25 protein-coding genes are annotated in these 24,768 nt (G+C 64.0%); 2 read left to right on the top strand and 23 right to left on the bottom strand.

Features of this window, described 5'->3' with window-relative positions:
* Positions 1-52: 52 nt before the first annotated feature.
* The 3 genes from LAN61_09395 to erpA form a co-directional block, all read right to left on the bottom strand.
* Positions 53-964: a thioredoxin domain-containing protein gene (locus tag LAN61_09395; GenBank protein MBZ5540719.1), complete on the bottom strand. Its 912-nt coding sequence runs from the start codon at positions 962-964 to the stop codon at positions 53-55.
* Between the two features lie 18 nt (positions 965-982).
* Positions 983-2,620, bottom strand: a complete 1,638-nt coding sequence (locus tag LAN61_09400) for an NAD+ synthase (GenBank protein ID MBZ5540720.1) — start codon at positions 2,618-2,620, stop codon at positions 983-985.
* A gap of 158 nt (positions 2,621-2,778) precedes the next feature.
* On the bottom strand, positions 2,779-3,102 hold the full coding sequence (gene erpA, locus LAN61_09405) for an iron-sulfur cluster insertion protein ErpA (protein ID MBZ5540721.1): 324 nt from the start codon (positions 3,100-3,102) through the stop codon (positions 2,779-2,781).
* A 168-nt stretch (positions 3,103-3,270) separates the two neighbouring features.
* Between erpA and LAN61_09410 the strand changes: the two genes are divergently transcribed.
* A complete protein-coding gene (locus LAN61_09410; GenBank protein ID MBZ5540722.1) occupies positions 3,271-4,278 on the top strand; it encodes an isocitrate dehydrogenase (NAD(+)) in 1,008 nt (335 codons plus the stop codon).
* Positions 4,279-4,406: 128 nt separating this feature from the next.
* Here LAN61_09410 and LAN61_09415 read toward each other — a convergent pair whose 3' ends face one another.
* From LAN61_09415 to LAN61_09490, 16 genes are all read right to left on the bottom strand, one after another.
* Positions 4,407-4,832, bottom strand: coding sequence for a DUF420 domain-containing protein (locus LAN61_09415; protein ID MBZ5540723.1), 426 nt, complete (start codon positions 4,830-4,832; stop codon positions 4,407-4,409).
* A 62-nt stretch (positions 4,833-4,894) separates the two neighbouring features.
* The gene (gene cyoE / locus LAN61_09420) at positions 4,895-5,788 is read right to left on the bottom strand and encodes a heme o synthase (GenBank protein ID MBZ5540724.1); all 894 of its coding nucleotides are present in this window, start codon (positions 5,786-5,788) and stop codon (positions 4,895-4,897) included.
* On the bottom strand, positions 5,785-6,699 hold the full coding sequence (locus tag LAN61_09425) for a COX15/CtaA family protein (GenBank protein ID MBZ5540725.1): 915 nt from the start codon (positions 6,697-6,699) through the stop codon (positions 5,785-5,787). The genes cyoE and LAN61_09425 overlap by 4 nt, the downstream gene beginning before the upstream one ends.
* 77 nt (positions 6,700-6,776) lie before the next feature.
* Positions 6,777-7,574: a carboxypeptidase regulatory-like domain-containing protein gene (locus LAN61_09430; protein MBZ5540726.1), complete on the bottom strand. Its 798-nt coding sequence runs from the start codon at positions 7,572-7,574 to the stop codon at positions 6,777-6,779.
* 52 nt (positions 7,575-7,626) lie between these two features.
* On the bottom strand, positions 7,627-8,604 hold the full coding sequence (gene hemH, locus LAN61_09435; GenBank protein MBZ5540727.1) for a ferrochelatase: 978 nt from the start codon (positions 8,602-8,604) through the stop codon (positions 7,627-7,629).
* A 19-nt stretch (positions 8,605-8,623) separates the two neighbouring features.
* Positions 8,624-8,767, bottom strand: coding sequence for a hypothetical protein (locus LAN61_09440; protein ID MBZ5540728.1), 144 nt, complete (start codon positions 8,765-8,767; stop codon positions 8,624-8,626).
* Positions 8,764-9,438 carry a cytochrome c biogenesis protein CcsA gene (ccsA, locus tag LAN61_09445; GenBank protein ID MBZ5540729.1) on the bottom strand — a complete coding sequence of 225 codons (675 nt, stop codon included), beginning with the start codon at positions 9,436-9,438 and terminating at the stop codon, positions 8,764-8,766. Before ccsA ends, LAN61_09440 begins: the two co-directional genes overlap by 4 nt.
* A 42-nt stretch (positions 9,439-9,480) precedes the next feature.
* Positions 9,481-10,155, bottom strand: a complete 675-nt coding sequence (locus tag LAN61_09450; GenBank protein ID MBZ5540730.1) for a heme exporter protein CcmB — start codon at positions 10,153-10,155, stop codon at positions 9,481-9,483.
* A 5-nt stretch (positions 10,156-10,160) separates the two neighbouring features.
* Complete coding sequence (locus LAN61_09455; protein ID MBZ5540731.1) at positions 10,161-10,862, bottom strand: ABC transporter ATP-binding protein; 702 nt, start codon at positions 10,860-10,862, stop codon at positions 10,161-10,163.
* 56 nt (positions 10,863-10,918) lie between these two features.
* Positions 10,919-12,205, bottom strand: a complete 1,287-nt coding sequence (locus tag LAN61_09460) for a carboxypeptidase-like regulatory domain-containing protein (GenBank protein MBZ5540732.1) — start codon at positions 12,203-12,205, stop codon at positions 10,919-10,921.
* On the bottom strand, positions 12,202-12,588 hold the full coding sequence (locus LAN61_09465; GenBank protein ID MBZ5540733.1) for a hypothetical protein: 387 nt from the start codon (positions 12,586-12,588) through the stop codon (positions 12,202-12,204). Before LAN61_09465 ends, LAN61_09460 begins: the two co-directional genes overlap by 4 nt.
* A gap of 3 nt (positions 12,589-12,591) precedes the next feature.
* Positions 12,592-13,086 (bottom strand): cytochrome c-type biogenesis protein CcmH, encoded by a 495-nt coding sequence (locus LAN61_09470; protein ID MBZ5540734.1) that lies wholly within the window; start codon positions 13,084-13,086, stop codon positions 12,592-12,594.
* The gene (locus LAN61_09475) at positions 13,079-15,139 is read right to left on the bottom strand and encodes a heme lyase CcmF/NrfE family subunit (protein ID MBZ5540735.1); all 2,061 of its coding nucleotides are present in this window, start codon (positions 15,137-15,139) and stop codon (positions 13,079-13,081) included. The genes LAN61_09470 and LAN61_09475 overlap by 8 nt, the downstream gene beginning before the upstream one ends.
* Before the next feature lie 36 nt (positions 15,140-15,175).
* A complete protein-coding gene (locus LAN61_09480; GenBank protein ID MBZ5540736.1) occupies positions 15,176-15,607 on the bottom strand; it encodes a cytochrome c maturation protein CcmE in 432 nt (143 codons plus the stop codon).
* Positions 15,608-15,683: 76 nt separating this feature from the next.
* Positions 15,684-16,304: a hypothetical protein gene (locus LAN61_09485; protein MBZ5540737.1), complete on the bottom strand. Its 621-nt coding sequence runs from the start codon at positions 16,302-16,304 to the stop codon at positions 15,684-15,686.
* A gap of 168 nt (positions 16,305-16,472) precedes the next feature.
* A complete protein-coding gene (locus LAN61_09490; GenBank protein ID MBZ5540738.1) occupies positions 16,473-16,793 on the bottom strand; it encodes a hypothetical protein in 321 nt (106 codons plus the stop codon).
* A 349-nt stretch (positions 16,794-17,142) separates the two neighbouring features.
* On the opposite strand from LAN61_09490, the gene LAN61_09495 reads away from it, so the two are divergent.
* On the top strand, positions 17,143-17,676 hold the full coding sequence (locus LAN61_09495) for a cytochrome c (GenBank protein ID MBZ5540739.1): 534 nt from the start codon (positions 17,143-17,145) through the stop codon (positions 17,674-17,676).
* A gap of 206 nt (positions 17,677-17,882) precedes the next feature.
* On the opposite strand, the gene LAN61_09500 is transcribed toward LAN61_09495, so the two are convergent.
* The 4 genes from LAN61_09500 to LAN61_09515 form a co-directional block, all read right to left on the bottom strand.
* The gene (locus LAN61_09500; protein MBZ5540740.1) at positions 17,883-18,443 is read right to left on the bottom strand and encodes a methyltransferase domain-containing protein; all 561 of its coding nucleotides are present in this window, start codon (positions 18,441-18,443) and stop codon (positions 17,883-17,885) included.
* 196 nt (positions 18,444-18,639) lie between these two features.
* Positions 18,640-19,605 carry an acetyl-CoA carboxylase carboxyltransferase subunit alpha gene (locus tag LAN61_09505; GenBank protein MBZ5540741.1) on the bottom strand — a complete coding sequence of 322 codons (966 nt, stop codon included), beginning with the start codon at positions 19,603-19,605 and terminating at the stop codon, positions 18,640-18,642.
* Positions 19,606-19,643: 38 nt separating this feature from the next.
* Positions 19,644-23,156: a DNA polymerase III subunit alpha gene (gene dnaE / locus LAN61_09510; GenBank protein ID MBZ5540742.1), complete on the bottom strand. Its 3,513-nt coding sequence runs from the start codon at positions 23,154-23,156 to the stop codon at positions 19,644-19,646.
* 82 nt (positions 23,157-23,238) lie between these two features.
* On the bottom strand, positions 23,239-24,720 hold the full coding sequence (locus LAN61_09515; GenBank protein MBZ5540743.1) for a hypothetical protein: 1,482 nt from the start codon (positions 24,718-24,720) through the stop codon (positions 23,239-23,241).
* Positions 24,721-24,768: the final 48 nt, after the last annotated feature.

Here is a 24,768-nt window from a genome sequence, read left to right on the forward strand (position 1 = left end):
ATCTGCCTAACTTTAATCTACAGCCGCGCCAGGTCCGTGAACCATCCCCTGCTTAAGGCTTCTTGCCCGCTACCTTCCCCGCTTGGTGCTCCAGTTCATACCGGATGTATTGTTCGAGCTGTGCAGCGTCGGCTCCCACCAGGCGGCGCCCATTGACGAAGACGGTGGGCGTGCTGGCCACGTCCATCTCCCGTCCATTTTCGAAACTGGCATCCACGGCCTGAGCGGCTTCCGGGCTGGCCATACAGGACTTGAAGGCATCGGCGTTCAGCCCGGCGTCCCCTGCATAGTCGATCATCTTGTTCCAGGCGTTCTCCGCGGAGATGACCTGCTGGTCGTCGTAGATCCGGTCATAGAAGATCCAGAAGGCCTTTGGGTCCTGCTGGAATGCGCAGCGCGCGGCGATAGCAGCGGAGCGCGCCCAGGGATGGATATTGGAGAGCGGGAAATCCTTGAAGACCAGCCGGACCTGAGGATATCTGGGCAGGACGGTTCGCATGACGTCGTGAAGCTGTTTGCAGACCGGGCACTGAAAGTCGGCGAATTCGACCAGGGTGATGGCGGCCTGGGGGTCGCCGGTGGCGGGTGCGTTGTCGAGCTTGAGTTTGGCCCGAGTCTCGGCGAGGGGGTCCCGACTCATGTCCGTGAGCTCGCCGCGGAAGAGATATTTTCCGTCGCGGCTCACGAAGAGCTTTGCGGACTCCTTCTGGTCGCCCAGTTCGAGGTCCGCGGTGGTCTCCAGCATTCCCGGCACGCCGGTTTCCTTCAGCGGCGCCACGGTGAGCTTGACCTCGGGACCCCAGGCATAGAGGTGGCGCAGATAGTCGTCGATCTTCTTCCGGAGAGCGGCGTCTGCACCACTGGACGACGCCGGGATGCTCCCCGGAGCGGCCTGCTGCGCCTGCGTGGAAAGTCCTGCGACCAGCAGGAGGAGTGCAAGGAATGCCGAGCGGAAACGAATCACGGTGGAATTCTCCAGTCTCTAAGGAATAAATTTCTGGGCAATTGGGAACGGACGTCCGAAGCCGAAGGCCCGCGAAGTGATTTTCAGACCCGGGGCGGCCTGTTTGCGCTTGTATTCGGCGCGGTCCACGCGCAGAGCGATGTCGCGGACCAGCGCCAGGTCGAAGCCGTAGTGCGCGGCAATCTCTTCCGGGCCGCGCACATCCTCTATATAGGCTTTCAGGATGCGGTCGAGGACGTCGTAGGGCGGGAGGCTGTCCAGATCGGTCTGATTGGGGCGCAACTCGGCGGAAGGCGGTTTCTCAATGGTCGTCCGGGGGATCAGTTCCCTTTCGCGGTTGATGAAATTGGCCAGCTCGTAAACCATCAACTTCGGCACGTCGGAGATGATGGCGAGGCCGCCGGCCATGTCGCCGTACAGCGTGCAATAGCCAACGGCCAGTTCGGACTTGTTGCCGGTGCTCAGGACCAGCAAGCCGAACTTGTTGGAGAGGGCCATGAGGAAATTACCGCGGATGCGCGCCTGGATGTTTTCCTCGGTGACATCCATGGGGCGGTCGCCGAAGGCCGGGCGCAGGGCCTTGCCGTAAGCTTCGAAGACCTCGGTAATGGGCAGGGTGAGCAACTCGATGCCGAGATTTTCGGCGAGCTTTTTGGCGTCGGTGCGGCTGCCTTCGGAGGAAAACGGGCTGGGCATGGAGACGCCGAGAACGTTTTCACGGCCCACGGCTTCCACGGCAAGGGCAGCAACGACGGCAGAGTCGATACCCCCGCTGAGGCCGATGAGGACTTTGCGAAAGCCGCACTTGCGCACGTAGTCGCGGGTCCCGGTGATCAGGGCGCGATAGGCATATTCGAGCTCGCCCGGGGGCTGCGCGTGAATCTCGCCCTGCCCGGTGGCGGTATCGAAAAGCACCATGTCTTCCTCAAACGCGCTGGCCTGCGCGGCAATCTTGCCGCCGGAGGTAATGGCCATGCTGCCGCCGTCGAAGATCAGGGTGTCGTTTCCGCCGACCTGGTTGACGTAAATCAGAGCCCGGCCGTGGTTCCGGGCCAGCGCGCAGAGCATATCGCGGCGCAGCGCACGTTTGTCGATAGTGTAGGGGGAGGCGGAGATGTTGATGATGATGCTGGTTCCCTGCCGGACGAGTTCGGCAATGGGGTCGCGCGCGTAGAGCGGCTTGGCCCAGAAATTCTTGTCGTTCCAGGCGTCCTCGCAGATGGTAATGCCGAGATTGGCGCCGCCCAAGGAAAAGACGGATTGCCGCTCGGCGGGCTGAAAGTAGCGCGACTCGTCGAAAACGTCGTAGGTGGGCAGCAACATCTTGCTCTGCTCGAAAACGATGTGGCCGCCGCTGAGAAGCGCCGCCTTATTGGCAATGGCTTTTCCCGTGGACTGGTCAACGCGGCCGACGAAGCCAACGATTGCCGGGAGGGTCAGCTGGGCGGCCAGGGCGTCCAGGGTGCGCAGGTTGCGCTCGATGAAGGCCGGGCGCTCGAGGAGATCCTGGGGGAGATACCCGCACACGCACAGCTCGGAGAAAACGGCCAGATCGGCGCCGCGCTGTTTGGCCTGCTCCGCCAGGCTCAGGATGCGCGCGGAATTGCCAGCGAAGTCCCCGACCGTGGGATTGAATTGAGCGAGGGCGATTTTCATGTTTGGCCTTTAGGATACGGATGCCCACCCCGGATTGCAAACCCTGGCCGCGCCGCATGTTACGGGAGTGCCAGCGCAAAAAAAACCCGCGGAGGGAAATCCGCGGGTCCGGAAATAACAGGCGCGCGCAGCGGTCAAGCCGCGAGGCCGCCGCCGCTTCAGGCGCTAAAGGAGCTGCCGCAGCCGCAGGTGCTCTTCACGTTGGGGTTGTTGAACTTGAACCCCGCACCCTCGAGCGTTTCGATGTAGTCGATTTCGACGCCATCGAGGTACATCGAGCTCATCTGGTCAACGAGGACCTTGAGCCCGTCGAATTCCAGCACGTGGTCGGTCTCATTAGTCTGGGTTTCGAAAGCCATGTGGTACTGGAAGCCTGAGCAGCCACCGCCCACGACCGCGACACGCAGGGCCGTCGGCGCTGGGTTCTGCATGCTCATGATTTCTTTGACCTTGCCGGCCGCGACTGTCGTCAGGTTGATCATGGAATTTACTCTCCTCCGGTCGCAGGCGCTCCTGCGAGATTCCTTACTTTTAAAGTATAACAAAATTGCCTGCTGCTGCGCAGCCCCTTTCCGCAACTCGTGTTGTTACCGGAAACGCGGCGTATCACCGGTTTCGACATCTTCCGGGCATTCGCATAAAATAGATAAATGAGCCATAAAGTGACTTTGATTCCCGGTGAAGGCATCGGCCCAGAAGTGGCCGCGGCGACGCGACGCATTCTGGAAGCCGCGGGCGTGAAGATTGACTGGGAAGAGTTTGAAGCGCGCGGTGCGCAGTACGAAGAAAAAGGCCCCCTGCTGCAGGAAGCGGCGCTGGAGTCCGTGCGCCGAAACGGGGTGGCCTTGAAAGGGCCCATGACCACGGCCATCGCCGGCGGCGCGCCCAGCATCAACGTGGCGCTGCGCAAAACCCTGGACCTCTATGCCAACCTGCGCCCGGTGCGCAACCTGCCCGGAGTGAAATCGCGCTTCGAAAACGTGGACCTGGTCATCGTCCGCGAGAACACCGAGGATCTCTATTCCGGGCTGGAGCATGAAGTCGTGCCCGGCGTGGTCGAGAGCCTGAAGATCATCACCGAGCGGGCCTCCACGCGCATCGCGAAATTTGCCTTTGACTACGCGCGCAAGCACGGCCGCAAAAAGATTCACGCCATTCACAAAGCCAACATCATGAAGCTCTCCGACGGGCTGTTCCTGCGCTCGATCCGCAATATCGCCCAGGGCTATCCGGAGATCGAATACCGCGAGATGATCGTGGACAACACCTGCATGCAACTGGTGCTCAATCCCCAGCAGTTCGACATGTTGCTCCTGCCCAACCTCTATGGTGACGTGGTGAGCGACCTGGGGGCGGGACTGGTCGGCGGACTGGGCGTGGTGCCCAGCGCCAATTGGGGCGACAAGGCGGCCATGTTCGAAGCGGTGCACGGCACCGCGCCGGACATCGCGGGCAAGGGCCTGGCCAATCCCACGGCGCTCCTGCTGAGCAGCATCCTGATGCTCGACTATTTGGGGGAATCGCCCGCCGCGCGACGCATCGAAAAAGCGCTCGAAACAGTCTACCGTGAGGCCAAGCATACCACCCGTGACGTCGGCGGGACCTCCGGCACGAATGAGTTTACCGACGCGGTGATCGCGGCATTGTCCGCTCCTTGATTCCCCGCTCCCCGGAGCGTTCCTGCCCTGCCCTATCCGAACTCTTGGTTCCTCTGCTTGCCGTCTACGCGCCGTTTCTCTGCCGCATCAATGAGGGCGCGGAACCGGCACGCGCGCTATGCGGCAATTCAAGCGCTGTGCGCCGCGTAGAAACGATAGAGGAGGAGGTAGACGAGGACGCCACTGACGGAGACGTAGAGCCAGATGGGCAGCGTCCAGCGGGCGATGTCGCGATGGCGTTCGATCTGCCCCTTCCAGGCGCGCTGCATGGTCAGAATCGCCATCGGCGGCACCAGCGCAGCCAGCACCGTGTGCGTGATCAGCAGCACGAAGTAAAACGGGCGAATCGCCCCCTGCCCCTGGAAATGCACGCTGCCGACGCGCGCGTGGTAAACAAGATAGGAGACCAAGAAGGCCGTGGAGACGCAAAAGGCCGAGCCCATGCACAGTTTGTGCGCCAGGACCAGGCGCCGGCGGATGCAGCCGTAGCCGGTGACAAGCAGTACGGCGCTGGTGCCGTTGAGAGTGGCGTTGAAGGCCGCGTGCGAGAACATGGGCTGGGGGGGGGTGCTCTCCGTTTCCTTGGGATGCGCTGCGCGTTCTGCGCGGAGCGGGCTTACCGGGGCAGCTTGTCGTAGAGCATCAGCCCGAGCAGCACGGGGATATGCAGCACCGTGGCGTGCATGAGCCACTTGGCGCGCTGGTTGGAGCGCACCGCGGAGGCCCACAGGCAAACCTGCACCAGCGCCGCGCTGAGAACCAGCGCGCCCGAGAAATAGCGCAACCCGGCCAATCCGATCACCGCAGGCAACAGGCTGACAGCGACCAGCGCCGAAGCCGCCAGAAGAATCTGGCGAAAGGTGCGTGTGCCATCGCGGTCCACCACCGGCAGCATGAGGATCCCGGCGCGCGCGTAGTCCTCGCGGTAGATCCAGGCGATGGCATGGAAGTGCGGGAACTGCCAGAGAAAGAGAATGGCGAAGAGCAACCAGGCGCCGCGCTCGAGATGTCCGGTGGCCGCGGCCCAGCCGATCATCGGGGGGATGGCGCCGGGAATGGCGCCGATGAAGGTGGCCCAAACGGTGCGCTTTTTGAGCGGGGTGTAGGCCAGCAGGTAGCTGAGACAGGTGATAACGCCCAGGGCGCAGCCGAGGAGCCCGGCGGTGATCCACAGGTCCGCAGCGCCAACCACAGCCAGGGAAACGCCGAAGACCAGGGCTTCGGCGGGCTCCAGCACACCGCTGGGCAGCGGGCGGGAAGCGGTGCGGCGCATCTGCGCGTCGGAGTCGCGCTCGATGTAGTGATTGAGCGCGGCGGTGCCGGCGGCGATGAGCGTGGTGCCGAAGACGGCGTGCACCAGGTGCAGCCAGTCCACCCGGCCGCGAACTCCCATGTAGTAGCCCGCCGCCGTGGTCATCACCACGAGGAAAGAGACGTCAGGCTTGGTCAGGGCCAGGTAGGCGCTGGCGCGCGAGCCCAGCGTCAGTTCGGTGCTGCTAACAGTGCTCATGAAAAGGCGGCCTCGGTCCGGCGTGCCTCGAGCGCTTCCCCGCCCCGCGGCACGAGCCGGTAGCAGAGCAGGACCACCACGACCGCGCAGGCAAACATCAGCGCCCCGGCGACGGTATGCGTAACCGTGAGAACGATCATGCGCAGCATGGGCTGCGGGGCATCCGCGGTGGTCAGCCGCGACCACCACGCCGCCAGTCCCAGGATAAACTGCACGCCGAAGATCGAGTGCAGCAGCAGGCGCACACGGGAAATCTCCCGTGAAGCGCCGAAGCGCCGGCGCAGCACAATCGCGGTCCAGGTCACTGTCGCCATCACCGCGAAGGCCCCCACGATGTGCGGCCAGATAAGAATGTCCCGGTGGCGGAAGCCCGCGCCGAAAATCACCTGCACAAAGATGACGCCGGCATTGAACAGTGCCAGCCTGTGCACCGAGGGTGATCCGCTGTCCGTGAGTTGCCCCTGAGTGGAAATCCACCACCGGCTGGTGAACAGGGCGATGCCCACAACGGTGCCGAAAAAGATTTGCGCCAGGCAGGCATGCGCCACGGGCATGCCGTAGTGCAGGTTGAGCTTGACCGTCAAGCCGCCAAGAATGCCCTGGGCGATGACCGCGCCGAGCGCGGCCAGGCTCAGCCAGCGCAGCCAGCGGCGCTCCTCGGTCCTCCACGTCCAGACCGCGAGAATGATGGTGAACAAGCCGACCACGGCGGCGATCACGCGGTGGCTGTGCTCGTAGACGATGCCCCCGACCATGGGCGGCGTGAGCGTGCCGTAGGAGAGCGGCCAATCCGGAACGGAAAGCGCGGCGTCGTTGGAGGTCACCAGGGCCCCGGCGATCAGCAGCAGAAAGGTGCACACGGCCACGAAGATCGCGTAGCGATGCAAGCCGGCATGGTATCGGGGCAACATGTGGTTTGCCACGGCGGGTCATTATAGCCCAAGGGACGGGGAATGCCAGCCCCTGGCAGCAATTCCCGGCCGGGGGCTCAGTTCCCTCCCGCGGCGGACTGGAAGGTAAAGGAGAGGCTTTTGGCTTCTTTCGCGCCCAGGGTCACCGTCTGGCGCAGGGCGCCGTACTTTTCGTGCCAGGCCTCGACGGTATAGGTGCCCGCCGGCAGATTCTTGATTTCAAAGCTGCCGTCGGCGCCGCTCACAGCGAAGTAGGGATGCGCAAAGACGGCGACGTAGCTCTTCATCCACGGGTGGACATTGCACTTCATGGCGATGGCCAGCTCTTCGCGTGCAAAAACTTCTTCAATGTCCGGTGCACCAGGAGCCTGGGAGCGGTTCCACTCGCGGTTGTTTTTCGCGGCGGAGTGCACGTTATGCAGGGTCTTGTCGGCGTTGCGGACCAGCAGGGCCTGGCCGGTCATGAGCGCGACAACGTGCGGGCTGTACAGACAGCCCTCCTGGATGATCTCCACGGGCGTCTTCGGCGCCGCGAAAGCGCGGTTGCCCAGACCTTCCTTCACATATACGACCACGTTGGCCAGGTTGCCACTCCGGTCCGCGACCACTTCCTGGCTGGCGAAGCCCGCCGGATGCGCGGCGGTACAGGCCGGATCCGTGGTCATATTCAAAGAGCGGGGCTGCGGAATGGGGCCGTCGAGACGCACGCTGCCGCGGATGGAACCGGCCGTGGCCGGATCCACAGGCGCTGCAGCCGGCTGTGCGGCGGCCGCTCCCGGGGTGTTCTGTTGTGCTGCTTCTTTCTTTTGGCAGCCGGCCAGCATCCATAGGAGCGTCGTCACGCAGGCCAGCGCGGTGCAAAGACGAACGTTCATCCGAAACATTCTCTCCCTCTCGTACCAGGTTCCTGCGTGCAAGTACAGCGCCTCAGCGCATCCCGCTGGCGTGCAAGACCAGGTCGGCCAGCGCGGCGATAAAGTGCGGCGAATCGCCGACAGCGGGCATCATGCGGAAGGTGTCGATCCCCGCCTTTTTCGCTTCGGCGCGCGCTTCGATATTGATCTCGTGCAGCGTCTCGATGTGCTCGGTTACAAAGGAAATCGGAACGACGAGCATCTCGCGCACGCCTTCGTGCCCCATCCGGTCAATCGTTTCCAGGAGCGAGGGCTGCAGCCATTTCGCCGGGCCGACCTTGCTCTGATAGCAGAGCAGGTGCGCTTTCGGCCAGCCGGGGTATTGCGCCGCGCCGCCCTCGCACACCAGGCGCACCGTCTCCTGCACCTGGTGCGGGTACGGATCGCCATTCTCCACCAGGCTCATGGGCAGGCCATGAGCGCTGAAGAGCAGTTGCACCCGGCCGCTTTCCGGGAATTGCCGCAACACGGAGCCGATGCGCTCCACCAGCGCCTTGATGTACAGCGGGTGGTTGTAGAACTGCGCGACGATCTTCTCAGGCGGGCCGCCCTGCGCCAAGCGGGTCACGCGATGCCACTCCTTCAGGCTGCTCAACGTGGTGGCGTAGGAATAATGCGGATAGAGCGGGAGGAGCACGATCTGATCGAGCGGACCGGCCTGGCGCAGCGTCTCCACCGCCTCTTCCGTGAGCGGATGCCAGTAGCGCATGGCGATCACCGCGACGGGATCCATGTGCGGAGCAAGGGCCGCGACCAGAGCGTCGCGCTGGCGCTCGGTGAGCTCGCGGATCGGCGAGCGCCCGCCGATCTGTGCGTAGCGCCCGGCCACCGGCTTGGAGCGCCGCGAGGCGATGAGCCGGGCCAGCGGCCCGCGCAGGAAATTCAGCGGGCCGAGCGGGATGATGTCCGGATCGAGGAAAAGATTCAGCAGAAACGGCTGAACGGACTCCAGCGAATCCGGCCCGCCGAGCTGAAACAGGACAATCCCCACGCGTTTCTTCCCCGCCACGCTATCTCCCACTTTTCAGCGAACTCTTTAACCGCTCCAGGTCCTCGCGCAGCGCCGACACGCGCCGCCCCACCGTCAGGTAATAGCCGAAGAAGATGGCCCAGCCGATCAGATACGCCGCGAACACACTGTCGAGATTTTTCACGCTGCCTCCCCTTCCCGCCGTAGCACGTCCACTTGCGCGCGCAGGGCTTCCAGTTCATACCGTTCCCGCACCAGAAAGATCATCAGGCTAACCAGGGCGATGAAGGAGATCAGCAGGACCCGCTTCATCTCCGGCGCCAAGCCCGTCCCCGGTCCGCCCATCAACACCGGCTGCGGGTGCTGCGTCCGCCACCAGCGGATGGACATGTGCACCAGGGGCACGTCAAGAAAAGCGAAAATGCCGTAAACCGCGCTCAGCAGCGCGCGGCGATGCGGGTCCTCCACCAGGGTGCGCAGCAGCAGGTAGGAGACGTACAGCAGCCAGAGGACGAACGTGGAGGTGAGCCGCGCGTCCCAAGTCCACCAGATGCCCCACACCGGGTGCGCCCAGATCGGACCGGTGATCAGCACCACGGAGATAAACGCCAGGCCCACTTCCGCCGCGGAAACGCCCAACCAATCCCAGCGTTCCTGGCGCCGGAAGACATAGAGCAGATTGGCCACGAAAGTGATGAGAAAGGCGCAGAAGGCCACGACCGCGCTGGGCATGTGCAGATAGAAGATGCGCTGGATATCGCCCATGGTGCGCTCCGTGGGCGCGACGAACAGCGAAGCGTAGGCCGCAATGCCGAGCAGTACTACTACCAGGAACGCCGCGAATGCTTTCTTCATGGTCTGTCGCTCCTTTCGCCTTGCGTATTTTCCGGCATCGAATCACTCCTCCAGCAGATATTCCCCGAAAAGCCACAACGCCGTCAAAAAGACGATGTCAAACGCCGCGAGAAATCCCACCCAGTCCAGGCGCAGCGCCGGCGCTTCGGCCAGCAATGCCGCGGTGGCTTCCGTGCTGGCGATGAGCACGGGCGTGAGGAGCGGCAGCAGCAGCAGCGGAAGCAGCAGTTCGCGCATGCGCGCCTGCGCGGAAATGGCGGCCACCGCCGTGCCGGTTACGCAAATGCCCGCGCTGCCCGCAAAAAGCACCAACAGCAGCGAGGGAAAGACTTTGAGGATCGGCACGTTATAGAGCACCGAGAAGATGGGGAGCATGAGCAGCTCCGTCAGCAGCAGGAAGATCGTATTCGCCGCCAGCTTGGCGAGAAAGATGGCGAACGGATCGGGGGCGGACATGCGCAGAGCGCTCAGCGTGTCGTTCATCTGTTCGCGCAGGAAACACGGCTGGAGCATGAGCGAAGCCGCGAAGAGAAACGCTATCCACAGCAGTCCCGGGCCGAAGCGCCGCGATTCAGAGGACGTGGGATCGAAGGTAAAACTGAACAGGACCACGACCAGCAGGATGAAGACAACGGTGGTGGTAATGAGCTCGCGCGAGCGCAGCTCAGTGCGCAGTTCTTTGCCCAGCAGAATGCCCGTTGTATGCAGCAGCGCCATGGCCCTCAGGACTCCGTCACGCGCAGTACCGCCTCGATCGGCTCGCCCGATGCCGAATCCGCGGCCACCGCGCCGGCCTGCAGGCGGATGGCACGCGTGGCTACGGCGGCCAACTCGGCCTGGCCGTGCAGGCTCATCACAATGGTGCAGCCGGTGTCGCGCAACCGGGCCAGCGTGGCCGCGAGCCAGATGACGCCAGGAGCGTCGAGACCCGTCCCGGGCTCGTCAAAGAGAAGCAGCGAGGGCCGGTGCAGCAGGGCGCGCGCGATGGTCAGGCGCTGGCGCATGCCGCGGGAAAAGGTGCGCACCAGCGAGGTGCGGCGTTCGGCCAGGCCCACTTCGGCGAGCAGCGCGCTGACGCGTTCCGCGGCTCCGGGGATTCCCTGCAGGTTCGCGAAAAGAAAAAGATTTTCTTCGGCCGAGAGCTCGTCATAGAGCATCGTCTGGTGGGCCACGAAACCGATGTGCGCACGGCTCTCCGCGGCGGTGTGTTCTCCCTGGCCGATGTGCAATGCGCCGGCGGTGGGACGCGTGAGACCGGCGGCCAGGCGCAGCAACGTGGTCTTCCCCGAGCCGTTATGTCCGGCGAGGGCCACGGCTTCGCCGGGAAAGACTTCCAGGTTCAGCCGGCGCAGGGCCACGAAATTACCAAAGCGTTTTTCCAGATTGCTGCAACGCAGCCCGAGAGGGGAGACGGCGGCAGTCACGCGGCTTCCTCGATGTGCAGTTTGCGAATTGGGCGGAGGCGGCTCTTCTCCACGTCTCACCCGCGGACAATGTCGCGCAGGATTTTTTCGGTTCGCGCGCGTTCCCGAGCGTACTCTTCCTCGGAGATCGTGCCGGCCTGGCGGCGCAATTCCAGGCGGAACAGGCTGTCCTTCAGCGCTTCGAGATTGGTCGCCACGCTGGAGTGCACCTCGGCCACGCTCGTGGCTGCAGGGGCTTCGGCAGGAACCGCCTGCGCGAGGCGTGCTTCCTTGGCGCGTTTTTTACCGCGCGCGGGCTCTCCCTCCGCGAACTCCACGGGCATTCCCGCGGGCACCGGTTTGCGCACCAGGAAAATTGCGCCCAGCCCGAAGAGTGCCGCGAAGCCGGCGACCAACGGCCATTTCAGCACGTCCAGTCTCCCGGGGATCATCTGCACGGGCACGTTGCCGTCCGGCGCTGCACCGGGCATGCCAGACTCCTGGCCGCCACCCGCGGGGGCAGGCGGCGCCGAACTTACGCCGGATACCGCGATTTCCATCGCCTTGCCCGGCGCCAAGGTGTCGCCCGTGTACACGTTCATTCCCTGTTCGCTACCCGCGGCCTGCAATCCTTCGGCGCGCACCTCCACCCCCGGCGGCGCGACCAGCAACAGGCGGTCCCCTGGATATACGGCGGGCAGCCGCACGGTGGCGCGATTGTCCGCATACGGCAGCTGATAAGAGAGCCGCACCCCGTTCTCGCCGGGGCGGAAGGCATAGGCGATGGCGTACTTATTCTTGCCGCGGTCGATGGTGGCCTGCACCACGGGCATGGCCGAAGGGCCCCACGCGGAGATCTGCTGCAGCTCGGCCTTTTCCGGGAGCTGCACCTCGAAGCTGCCGTCGGCGCGGAAGTAGGCTTGTGGCGGCTTGGAATTGTTCTGCACGGTGTACTCTTCACCGACCAGCAGGGAGGCCCCGTTGGGCTGGAAGATCACCACGCGCGTGGGGTAGCTGAGCGTCTTGGCGTCGCGGGTGGGTTCGAAGACTTCGACCTCGACGACATTGCGGCCCGGGGGCACGGCCTGGTGAAAGTACACGCCGCGATAGACGGCGCGGACCAGCATGGGCTGCACGCCGACCGACGGATGGTCGAAGGTAAACGCTCCCTGCGCGTCGCTCTTGGTGTGCGCAACCTCTTCCATGCCGCCCTGCAACTGCAGCAGCAGAACTTCCACGCCGGCGCCCGGGGCGCCGGTGGTGGCGTTCTTCACCGTGCCACGCAGCGTGGCGGCCCGCGCCGCACCCGCGCACAGAAAACAAAAAATGGCCGCGCTGCAGACCAGAAAGCCGCGGAGCTTCACTGCGCACCCCGCCCGGCGGGCGCGCGGCGCGGCCGCGATCCAGGGCTGCGCGTCAGGTCCTGCGCCGTCTCTTCATCAATCTCCGCGAGCACCAGCGCGGCTTCATTCTCGAGCGCCGTTTTCATGCCTTCGAAGTCCCCTTCCGCGTATTTTCCGGCGCGGTATTCGAATTTCAAGTCGCGCAGATTGTCGTAGATGGCGTCGCGACGCTCGAGCAGTTGGTCCAGACGCGAGCGCAGCGGCGTGAAATCAGAGGGCTCGTAGCTCACCCAGAAGATAAAAAGCAGCATGGCCGTAGCCAGCGCCAGGCACGCCAGGAGTACGGCGGTGTCCGCGCCGGCCAGGGATGCTGTGGTCACTTGCACGAAACCCAGGGGCGCCATGCGTTAATCCTCCGTTTCCCGGTCGGCACGCTGCCGCGCGCGCTCAAGCAGTTCGGGCGCAACGGCCTTCCCGCCGGCGGCTCCCGCGGGAACCGCGACCGGCCGCAGCCGCCAACGGCGAATGACCACGATCACCAGCGCCAGGCCCAGCCCCAGCGTGACGCCGGGAATAAACCAGGCCACGCGGCTGAAACCCTTCTTCGGCGGCTCCGCAAAAACGGCGGTGCCGAACTCCTGCACGAACGTTTGGATGATCAGGTCGTCGGAATCGCCGCGCGCGATTTGCTGGTCCAGTTTTTTCAGCATCGAGGCGGAAACCGTGCAGCCCACGTGGTTGCACTGCGTCAGGATCTGGCTGCACCCGCACATGCACAAAAACTTGCCCCCCACCTGCTTGGCGCGGTCGCTCTGCTGCGCCCCAGCGGGAAGAACAAGCAGCGGCACGGCCGCCGCCGCGCACAACGCCGCAATCAGGAGCGGGATGCGGAGTTTAGTCATGGCCCCGGGTCAAGTTCACGGAATTCGGTACGGCGCCGGAAAGACCGGGCACTGCCGCGCGCTCGCCAGCCGCGGAGAGCGCCAGCACCGGCCGGTAGTTCGGGAAGAGCGCGACAATCGTTCCGATCACCACGATCACGCCGCCGAACCAGATCCACTTCACCAGCGGGTTCAGGTAAGCGTGGATCACCGGAAGGTTGGTCTCCGGGCTGCGCCCGGCGTAAACGACGTAGAGATCCTCGCGAATCGTGGAGTAAATGGCCACCATGGTGCCCGACTGTTCGTTGGTCGTGAACAACCGCCGCTCGGGGTAGAGCATCATGAGCGGGCGGTTGCCCTTCATGACTTCCACGATCATGCGTTCCGCGGTGTAGTTCTTCTCCGGCTTGGAATCCATGCTCTGCAGCAGGAGGTTATACGGCCCGATCTGCATGCTCGAGCCGAAGGTCATCTCCTTCTGCGTATCCCGGTTGAAGGCCGCGCCAGCCAGCCCCACGAAGATCAGCACCATGCCGAAATGCACGATGTAGCCGCCGTAGCGGCGCGTATTGCGCAGCGTCAAGTCGGCCAGCGAGGTGACCCAGGAAGCGCCGGTGCGCGCGCGGAGCACCCGCGCCCCGCGGAAGAACTCCAGGACGATGGTCCAGGTCACAAACACGCACAGGATCAGGCAGATCACCGCGTAATACTCGCGAACCCCCAGCGCCACAGCCACCACCCCCGCCACCAGCCCGAGGATCGTTGGCAGGCCGAAATTGCGCCGCAGGCTCTCCGCCGAGGTCTTGCGCCAGGCCAGCAGCGGCCCCACTCCGGTCAGGAACAGCAGCAGCAGGCCGATAGGAATGTTGACCTTATTAAAGAACGGCGCACCCACACTGATTTTCGATCCCTGAACCCATTCCGAGAGCACCGGGAAGAGCGTGCCCGCCAGGACGGCGATGCAGGCCACCAGGAGGATCAGGTTGTTGAAGAGGAAGCTGGATTCCCGGGAGACGATGGAATCGAGCTGATTCTCGCTCTTCAGGTAGTCGCGGTTCCAGAGATAGGCCGCCAGACAGACCAGCAGCACCACCGCCAGAAAACTGACGAACCAGGTGCCGATGCTGGATTGCGCGAAGGCGTGCACCGAGCTGACCACTCCGCTGCGCGTCAGGAACGTGCCCAGAATGCAGAGCAGGAACGTGATGAAGACCAGCCACACGTTCCACACCTTCATCATGCCGCGCTTCTCCTGCATCATTACCGAGTGCAGGAAGGCCGTGCCGCTCAGCCAGGGCAGCAGCGAGGCGTTTTCCACCGGGTCCCAGGCCCAGTAGCCGCCCCAGCCCAACACCGCGTAGGCCCAGTGCGCGCCGAGCAGAATCCCCAGCGTCTGGAAGCACCAGGCGATCATCGTCCACTTGCGCGTCAGGTGAATCCATTTTTCACCCGGATAACGCGCCAGGAGCGCCGCCAGCGCAAAGGCGAAAGGGATGGTGAAGCCGGTATAGCCGGAATACAGGTTCGGCGGGTGGATGACCATCTCCGGGTACTGCAGCAGGGGTGTCAGGCCGTTGCCGTCGGCGCGCGTGATGATGTTCCAAACGCCGTTCGGTCCCGGCGTGCCCAGCAAGCGGAAGGGATTGGCCACGAAGTTATTCATCGTCAGGAAGAAGATCTGCACGCCGGCCAGGATCACACTGACATAAGGCATCAGTTCCAGGTGTTTGCCGCGGTAGGCGATCAGCACGGAGATTACGTAGATTGCCAGGAGGAAGCTCCAGAAGAGCAGCGAGCCTTCCTGGCCGGCCCACAGCGCGGCGAACTTGTAAAAGGTAGAGAGGTCGCGATTGCTGTGCGCGACGACGTAGGCGATAGAAAAATTATCGGAAAAGAACAGATACACGAGGCTGCCCGTGGCCACAAAGATCAGCCCGCAAGCGGCCACGCCTGCCTGGCGCACGCTCTTGATGAGCAATGGATGGCGCGTCAGGATCGCCGCGATGCCACCCACAAAGGCGTAGCCCGCACACACAAAAGCGAGAAGCAGTGCAAATGAGCCGAATAGATCCACGAGTCACCCCGACCTGTCCAGTTCCGGACCGCCAGCTTACATACTGCTCGAGCCCGCCTTGGAGGGAGCCCCGCCGGAGCCCGGCGCCGCCTCATACTTGGAGGCGCATTTGGCCTGAACGCGCTCTGCGACGAAACGCCCATCGGGAGCGGGCCTTCCTTCAACGAGCGCCTGGGAATTGTCGACAAACGTGTCCGGTAAAGGATCGCTGCCGACATAGCTGACCGCCATCGCCTTCCCTTCCCCGTCCAGGACAAAATCGACGCGGCCCGAGAGCTTACGGATCGAGCCGGGCGCCACGGTACCGCCGACGCGCATGCGTTGCGTGCGCGCCGATCCCTGGAGGGTCTGCAACTCTGCGATGGTGTGGTAGTAGGTCTTGCTCTCGCGGGCACCCAGCCAGCCAAGCCAGCCGAGGGATACGACGATGATCCCGATGCCGACGCCGAACTTCGCTCGATTCTGCATGAGAGAACTCCTCGCGTCTTCTAACTACGAGACTATCCTACCACATACAGTCGAAGGCTTGTCCAGCCCAGGCCGTTTAGCGTGTCCCACTGGTGTTCTCCGCCAACTCTTCCCGCAGCCGGGTGATGGCCGCTGCGGGGTCCGCGGCATCCAGCGCGAAGGCTTTGCCGTCATCCAACAGCAATGCCGCGCCCAGTTCGCCCGCCGCAAAGCGCGCCAGCAGGGCATCCAGGCTCTGCGCGATCACGGCAATCCGCTTGGGGCGCAACGAACGCCGTATCCGGGCCAGCACCAGGGGCAACTGGTTCTCCATCGCGGCCCTGCCCGCTTCGTCGCTTACTCCGCTGGGGCATTCGAGTACATGTGCCAGGAAATAGCCGCGATGCTGGAATTCCGTGAGGGCCGCGGCGCGGCCGCTGGCCTGGCCCTGAGCCATGGCCAGCAAACCGGTGGCCGAAAGAAGATGACGCCCCTCGCCGTTCAGCGCGCCCGCCGTCGCCTCCTGCGCATTGTCCCCCGCGCCTGCATACAGATAGTCACCCGCCGCCGCCGGCGAAGCCGCGCCGAGAAAAAGCACCCCGATATGCACCGGGCGGAAGCGCGTGGCCCATTCCAGCCGCCACAATCGCGCCGCCAGATGTTCCGGGGAGGCCGGCTGGCCGCAACCGTCGCAAAGCAATGTTTTCAGAGAATTCATGCAGGAACTCCATCGTAATGGAAGGCCGCGGCAGACGCAACGCGGACGGGGAATCCACACAGCCACGGGAATTTCGTCGCGGAACCCGGGAGGTAGCAGACCAACAAAAAGGCGCGCGCTGGGGGCGGGCGCCGAAATCAGACGAAAGTTCCGGCCAAACGCGCAGGCTCAGCGGGAAACCGGCTCATCCGCGGGGAGCTTCGCGCGCAAGCACCACTTCAGCTCCTGGCTCAGCTCGGTGATCTCCATTCCGGGCATGACGATGAATTTGCAGCTCAGCATTTCGCGCGGCTCATCCTCGTCCGGGAGCTGGCAGGTAACCCGGCAGAACTGGCAATCCTGATTCCAGCAGAACCGCCCGTAAGGAATCGTCTCCGGGCTGATGTACTGGAAGCAGCGCAGGACGGAGTTGCGTTCGGGAACCTGAAACTTTTTTCCCAGGATGGTAATTTCAACTAATTTTTCGTATGGACGGAATGGATCCGACATGACGATGAGGCCCCTCTCCGAACCGGCTCGCGGGTATGCTGCTGCAGCCCTCGCGCCGCTTGCGATCCCCCCGGACCGGCGGAATGATTGCTTTCTGCGCTGCCAGATAAGCGTAAGCCCCCTTCGCAGCGCAGACAACTTTCCTCACGGGCACCGTTGCCTATCAGCCACGGGGGCTGGTTCGCGCCGGTCCACCGCAACACGCTGCGAGCCAGCACGGGCGTGGTCTCCGCTCCCGGCTTTTTGCTCGTGCAAGATGTAATCGAAAACCGTACACTATCGTCCTGGAATTGACAGACAGCGTGGAAGGCCGGCGGGCCTATCCAGGAAGCGGCGAGGATACGGAGACATGTTCAAAACCCTGGTGGGTATTGTGCTGGGAGTTCTGCTGGTCGCAGCGGGAGTGGGATTTTACTTCGCTACCGGGCGCGCGCCCGTGGCCGTGACCGACCCGCCGATGCCCTTCGAAAAGAAGCTGGCGAACATTGCGCTGCACGCCTACATCGAAAAACAGAAGCCGCAGGAGCCGGCCGTGCCCGCCGATGAAAAGAACTATCTGGCGGGTGCGCAGGTTTACAAGCAGAACTGCGCGGTCTGCCACGGCTTGCCCGGACAGCCGAAAACGGCTATCGCTGAAGGGATGTATCCGTCGCCGCCGCAGTTGTTTCGCGGCATGGGCGTGACGGACGATCCGGCCTTTGAGACCTACATCAAGGCCCGCAACGGCATCCGTATGACGGGCATGCCAGGATTCAAGAGCCACCTGACCGATATTCAGTTGTGGCAGGTCAGCTTGCTGCTGGCCAACGCGGACAAGATTCCTGCTGCGGTCAAATCGGCCCTAGAGCCCGAAGCCGCGCCGCAGAAGCCCGCCGCGCAGTAAGCGCGGTCCACCCCCAGGGGAGCCTGGCTGCGCCACGCCTCCCTGAATCCCGCGTCGGCGCTTTAGCGCACCGCCAGCACTTCCGCGGCCAGCACCAGCGGATGTTTGGTCCGTGCATTGCGCATCTGGCGAAGAATCCTCGCCTGCGCGAAGTTCGCCGCCAGAAATTCCGCGAGGAAAGCGCCGCCTTCCTTGGCTCCGGCGATTCAGGCAAACCAGTTGCTTTCGCTGGCGCACACTTCGGCGGGCAAAGGCTCGGAGAGGACCAGTTCCGCAGCATAGAGGGCCCCGCCGGGACGCAGCACGCGCGCCAGTTCACGGAAGATGGCCTCTCGCGCCGGATTCAAGTTGAAGATGCCGTTGACCAGCGCCACGTCGATGGAAGCGTCCCGGAGCGGCAGGTTCTCCGCCGCCGCCTCGCAGAACAGAACCCGGGAGAGCCCGGCTTCCTCCGCGGCCCGCCGCGCCAGGCTCAGCATCGAACGGCTGAAATCCACACCGATTACTCTTCCCGTTGGTCCCGCGCGCCGGGCGGCCACCAGAGCGTCCAACCCCGCCCCGCATCCCACATCCAGAACCGCCGCGCCCTCCGGTATCTCGGCGCGCACGGAAACATTGGAAACCCCGGTAAACGCCTCGACCACAACCCCTGGCAGTCCCGCCAGTAACTCCTGCGGGTAACCCACGCTTTCCGCGAACGCGCGGCCCACCGGAAACGCATGCTTCCCCAGCGGATTCTCAGCCGCGACGGAATACGCCTTCCGCACGGCATCCCGAATATCTTCCGAATTTCTCAATTCCCTGTGCCCTCGCTGCCCATCCTCGGCAGCCTCTTAGTTCCGCATCGAGCGTGGCCGCAGATCCCAAGCGCTCAAAGTCCTCTGCACTCCACACGGGCAGAAAAACAGAGGCATCCCCGGAGGTTCTGCAAGCCGCTCTTCCCTGCCGCCGTGCGCGATGCGCTCAGCCGTGCAGGTCGAAGAACTGGCCCATCTTGCGGAATTTGTCGTAGCGCTTACGGACCAGGTCCGCGGGCCCAAGCCCGCTCAATAGGGCCAGCTGCCGCTCCAGCACGGTGTCCAGAAACTGCGCCGCCGCTTCGTGGTCGGTATGCGCGCCGCCTTCGGGTTCGGGCACGATCTCGTCCACAATGCCCATCTCTTTCAGGTCCTTCGCGGTGATTTTCAGCGCCTCGGCCGCGATCTCCGCCTTGCTGGAATCGCGCCACATGATGGCCGCGCAGCCCTCCGGCGAAATCACGGAATAGAACCCGTTCTCCAGAATGTTCACGCGATCGCCCACGGCGATGGCCAGGGCGCCGCCGGAACCGCCCTCGCCGGTCACGGTCACCAGAATGGGCACGGGCAGCCGCGCCATCTCCCGCAGGTTGCGCGCAATGGCTTCCGCCTGGCCGCGCTCTTCGGCGTCAATCCCCGGCGAGGCCCCCTGCGTATCCACGAAGCAGAAAACCGGGCGCTGAAACTTGGCGGCCAGTTGCATGACCCGCAGCGCCTTGCGGTAACCCTCGGGCTTGGGCTGGCCGAAGTTGTGCAGCACGCGCTGCTTGGTGTCGCGGCCCTTCTGGTGGCCGACGACCGCGATGGCCCGCCCGTGATACTTGGCGAAGCCCGCCACGATAGCCTTGTCGTCGCCATACGCGCGGTCGCCATGCAACTCCGTAAACTCCGTGAACAGCAGCCGGATAAAATCCTGCGTGTAGGGACGCTGCGGGTGCCGGGCGAGTTGCGCGCGCTGCCACGGCCCCAGGTGCGAATAGAACTCATTCTTCAGTTCGGAGACTTCGCGCTTCAGGCGCTCGATCTCCGTGTCGCCCGCGCTGTTGGGCGCCAGGCGGCGCAGCTCTTCGACATCCTTTTCGAGCCGTTCGATCTCTTTTTCCCGTTCGCTCTGCGGCTTCGCTGGTTCCAACGTCGTGCCTCGCTTCCCTTCTGGTGTGCCCTGTCCCCTCACGCCGCGGCGCTTCCACTCACAAGCTCGATGGCGTCCGCGCCGCACAGTTCGCTGACCGCCTCAAGCAGTTCCTGCGCCGGGCGGACGCGTTGCGGCACCTGCAGGGTGGCCACGGAGCCGTCCGGCGAGCGCAGCTCAAAGACGACCACACAGGAGCCCGGGTTGCTCGCGAACAACTGCTGCAGGCTTTCGAGCGACCTTTCGCTCAGCTGCGCCAGGTCCAGCCGCAGGCGCATCTGCGCCGGCTGGCGCTCCCCCAGCCCGGCCAGCGGCCGAGCCTCCAGCAGCGAAAGCCGCGTCCCGGCCTCTTCTACCTGCACGCGGGCCTTCAACAGCAGCGGCGTCCCGGCCTTCAGCACGGTTTCCAGGCGCGCAAAGCTTTCCGGAAACACCAGCAACTCCTGGACGCCGGTCATGTCCTGCAGGGTGAAGATACCCCACCGCTGCCCTTTTTTCGAGCGCATCGGGCGCGTGCCCACGATCAACCCCGCCACGGTAATCTCCGCGCGATTGCGATGCTGCTCGACCGCTTCCAGCGGCACGACTTTCAGTTCCTGCAGCCGCGCGGCGTATTTTTCCAGCGGGTGGCCAGAAACGTAGAAGCCCAGCATCGCGTACTCGCTGGCCAGCCGCTCCTCTTCGCTCCACAGCGGGGCGTCGCGCAGTTCCAGCGGCGCAGCAGCCGGCGCCGCCGCGCCCCCGAAGAGGCCGTGTTGCCCGGATTCGCGCAGCCGCGCGGCACGCTGGAGCGCGCTGAGCGCATCGTCCACGGAAGCCAGGAGTTGCTCCCGCGGCCCCAGCGAATCCATGGCCCCGGACTTGATGAGGCTCTCGAAGACGCGCTTGTTCAAGACGCGCGAATCGATGCGTTCGCAGAAATCGTAAAGACTGCGAAACGCGCCCTGCCGGATCACCGTGTCGCGGATGGCGCGCGCGCTGTTCTCCCCGACGTTCTTGATGGCCGCCAGGCCGAAGCGCACAGCCTCGCCCACGGGAGTGAAGTACAGATCGCTCTCGTTGATGTCCGGGGGCAGCACGGTGATGCCCATGCCACGCGCTTCGTTGATGTACTTCACCACCTTTTCGGTGTTCCCGGTTTCCGAGGTCAGCAGCGCGGCCATGAACTCGACCGGGTAGTGCGTCTTGAGATAGGCGATCTGGTAGGCCAGCAGGGCGTAGGCGCAGGAGTGCGATTTATTGAAACCGTAGCCCGCGAATTCGGCCATCAAATCAAATATGCGCTCGGCTTTTTTCTCCGGGATCTTGTTGGCGCGGCAACCGCCCATGAACTTTGCCCGTTGCGCCGCCATCTCTTCTTTTTTCTTCTTGCCCATGGCCCGGCGCAGGATGTCCGCTTCGCCGAGCGAGAAGCCGGCAAGGCGGTTGGCGATCTGCATCACCTGTTCCTGGTACAGGATGACGCCGTAGGTCTCCTCGAGGATCTCCTTGAGCTGCGGCAGCTCGAAGGTCACGCGCGTCTTCCCCTGCTTGCGGTTGATGAAGTCGTCGATCATGCCGCCCTGGATGGGGCCGGGACGGTAGAGGGCGTTCAGCGCCGTCAGGTCCTCGATGCGCGCGGGCTGGTAACGGCGCAGAATGTCGCGCATGCCGTGGGATTCGAACTGGAAGATGGCCGTGGTTTCCCCGCGCGCGAAGAGCTTGTAGGTGTCCGCGTCATCCAGAACCAGCGCGTCGATGTCCAGCTGGACGCCCCGGTTCTGCTCCACCATGCGCACCGCGTCGTGCAGCACGGTGAGCGTGGTCAGTCCGAGGAAATCCATCTTCAGCAGGCCGACGCGCTCGAGCGCGTTCATGTCGTACTGCGTGGTGATTTCGTCGCGGTTCGTCTTGTAGACGGGGACGATGTCGGTGAGCGGCCGCGGAGAGATGACCACGCCGGCGGCGTGTGTGGAAGCATGCCGCGAGAGGCCCTCGAGGCGCTGCGCCACCGCCATCAGCTCCTTCATGCGCTCGTCGCTCTCGACCGCCGAGCGCAACTGCGCGGATTGCTCCAGTGCGCTCTCCAGCGTGATCTTCAGCTCGTTGGGCACCAGCTTAGCCACGCGGTCCACGTCTCCGTAAGGGATGTCCATGGCCCGCCCGACGTCCTTGATCGCGGCCTTGGCGGCCATGGTCCCGAAGGTGATGATCTGCGCCACGTTCTCCCGCCCGTACTTCCGCGTGACGTAATCGATCACCTCTCCGCGCCGCCGCATGCAGAAGTCTATGTCGATATCCGGCATGGAGACGCGCTCAGGATTCAGGAAGCGCTCGAACAGCAAATCGTACTGCAGCGGGTCCACGTCCGTAATGCGCAGCGCGTAGCTCACCAGGCTCCCGGCCGCCGAGCCGCGCCCCGGGCCCACGGGCACCTCCTGGCCCCGCGCGTAGTGGATGAAGTCCCAGACGATCAGGAAGTAGCCTGCAAACTTCATCTTCTTGATCATCTCGATTTCGCTGGTCAGCCGCCGCTCATATTCCTCGAGGGGGTGGCGCAGCGCGCCCTGCTTGGAAATCTTCTCGAGCGCCGGAACGCGCGCGGCAAAGCCCTGGCGTACGACCTTTTCGAAATAGCTGTCCGGGGTGTCGCTCGCGGGCACCTGAAAGGCCGGAAACGGATCGGCGATCTTTGCGATTTTGACATTGCAGCGCTCGGCCACGTCCAGTGTGCGGCTCAGCGCCTCGGGCAGCTCGGCGAAGACGCGGGCCATCTCTTCCGCCGTCTTGTAATAGAACTGGTCGGTGGCGAACTTCATGCGGTGCGCATCGCTCATGGTCTTGCCCGTCTGAATGCACAGCAGGACCTCCTGCGCGTGCGCATCGTCGTGATGCAGGTAGTGGCAATCGTTGGTGGCGATCAGCGGAATGCCGGAATCCTTGGAGAGCCGCAGCAGGTCGCGGTTGACGCTCGTTTCCACCTCCAGGCCCTGGTCTTGAATCTCCAGGAAGAAATTGCCCTTGCCGAAAATCTCCTGCAGGCGGTGGGCGTTGGCCAGCCCTTCCTTGTAGCGCTCCTCCATCACCGCTTCGGTTACCGCGCCGCGCAGGCAGGCGGAGAGTGCGATGAGTCCGCGGCTATGCTTGGCGAGCAGTTCGTAGTCGATGCGCGGCTTGTAGTAGAAACCCTCGAGGAAGCCAGCGGAAACCAGCTGGATCAGGTTTTGGTAGCCCTCGTTCGATTCACACAGCAGCAGCAGGTGATTGCTGCCGCGCATCCCGGGTTCGGCCTCGCCACGGGTCTGCGCATCCCCCGAACTGTTCTTCTCGCCGCGCTCATGCCGGCTGCCCTTCGCTACATAGACCTCGCAGCCGATGATCGGTTTCACGCCGTGCTTGCCCGCTTCGTTGTAAAAATTGGCGGCGGCGAAGAGATTCCCGTGATCCGTAACGGCCACCGCGGGCACGGAACGCTTCGCTGTTTCCTCCAGCAACTCGGAGATCTGGCAAGCGCCGTCGAGCAGGCTGAAATCCGTGTGCACGTGAAGATGGACGAACTGCGGTTGACCCATAGCTTTCGATTCTAAATCGCTCCTCCCTGTTTTGCGACCCCGCGCTGTGGATAACGGGCGCGCTCCGCGGCCGCAGATTTCCTTACTTGTGCCCGCTGTGCTTTTTCGCCGGCTTTGGCTTTTTCGCTGTTGCGGGCGCCTTCTTCCCTGCCGTCTTTCCGGCCGGCTTGGCCGGCGGCGTCGCAGCCTTCGCATGGGATTTCAACGCCGGCACCGGCGCATGGCTTTTTACCAGAGCCTTGCCCATTTTCTTTCTCTTCTCTTCCTTTTTCGGCGCTTCCTTGATGCCCGAAAGCTTGCGCAGCACCTTGACGCGATCCTCCGGCGTCTTGCCGCGGCCGGTCAGCTGCAGGGCGAAGAACTGCTCGATGACGGCATCAAATTTGGGGCCGCGCGGCATGCCGATGGCCTCAAGTTCCGCCACCGCCGAAGGAAGCGCGGCGCGCAGCGGCCGCCACTTCTGCAGATACGCGCGAATCTTGGAGAGCGCCTTGGAGTTCGAGGACTCGGCCATCAGATAGGCGATCTGCTCGAGGGGAACCTTTTCGAGAAAGTGGTAGGCGTCCACCGGGGCGTGGCACTTGCGCCCCGCTAATTCCTTCTGTACGCGCCGAGCCGTGCCTTCGAGCCCCAGCGAGGCCGTGACTTCTGTCTGCCGGAAGCCCACCTTGGCCAGCAGCGCGTGCTGCTCGCGCGATCTCAGCCGTCCCAGAATCGCCAGGAGCATGGGGTTGGCCAGCCGCGGACGCAGCCCAGCGTTGAAGAGATCCTCACGGACCCGGGAGAGGCGCGCAATGGCCTCGTAATCGGGATGGCGTTTCGCCAGATGGGGATGGATGGCTTCGAGGATTCCGTGCGTTTCCCAGGTTTTCAGGACGGATGTGGGTCGTTCCTCGCGGGCGACGGCTCGCAGTTCCTCGCCGGCGTCCTCCGGAGTGATGGAGTGGTGCAGATCGCGTTCCAGCGCCAGGGCGAACCACTCCTGCGTGCGCTGCTCAAGTTTGAAACCCATGCGCGCCGCATAGCGCAACGCGCGCAGCAGGCGCACCGGCTGGTTGGTGAAAGAGTGGATAGTCAGGGCCCGAATCTCGCCGCGCTCGATGTCCGAGAGTCCGTTCGCCGGGTCCAGCAAAAGCCCGCGCGAAGCCGGATTCAGAGAGATGGCGATGGCGTTGAGGGAAAAGTCGCGGCGGCGCAGGTCCTCCATGATCGTGGACCAACGATATTCCGGACGCGTGCCGGGGCGCACGTAATAGTCGTCGCGCGCCGCGGAGAGGCTCCCCTCGCAGTCGCCGGAGAAGAGCAGTTCGACGTGGCGCATCCGCTCGTCTTCGTGAACAATCTGGGCGCCTCCCTTCTCCAGCTCCCGCGCCATCTTCAGCGGATTGCCCTCGACCGTAAAGTCGAGATCCCGGAGCGTCGCCCCGGTGATCAGATCGCGTACCGTGCCGCCCGTCAGGTAAACGTTGCAGCCTAAAGCGGCGGCCAGCTCCTGCACGCGCAGCATTGCCGCGCGCTGCTCCGGCAAGAGCCGGCTTTCCAGCAAGAACATGTAATCGGGCATTGCTCTCCTCGCCTCCGGGGTCTCCGGCACAGCGCTGCCGTGCCCCCA

Source organism: Terriglobia bacterium (genome assembly GCA_020072785.1).
GTDB lineage: Bacteria > Acidobacteriota > Terriglobia > Acidiferrales > UBA7541 > Acidiferrum.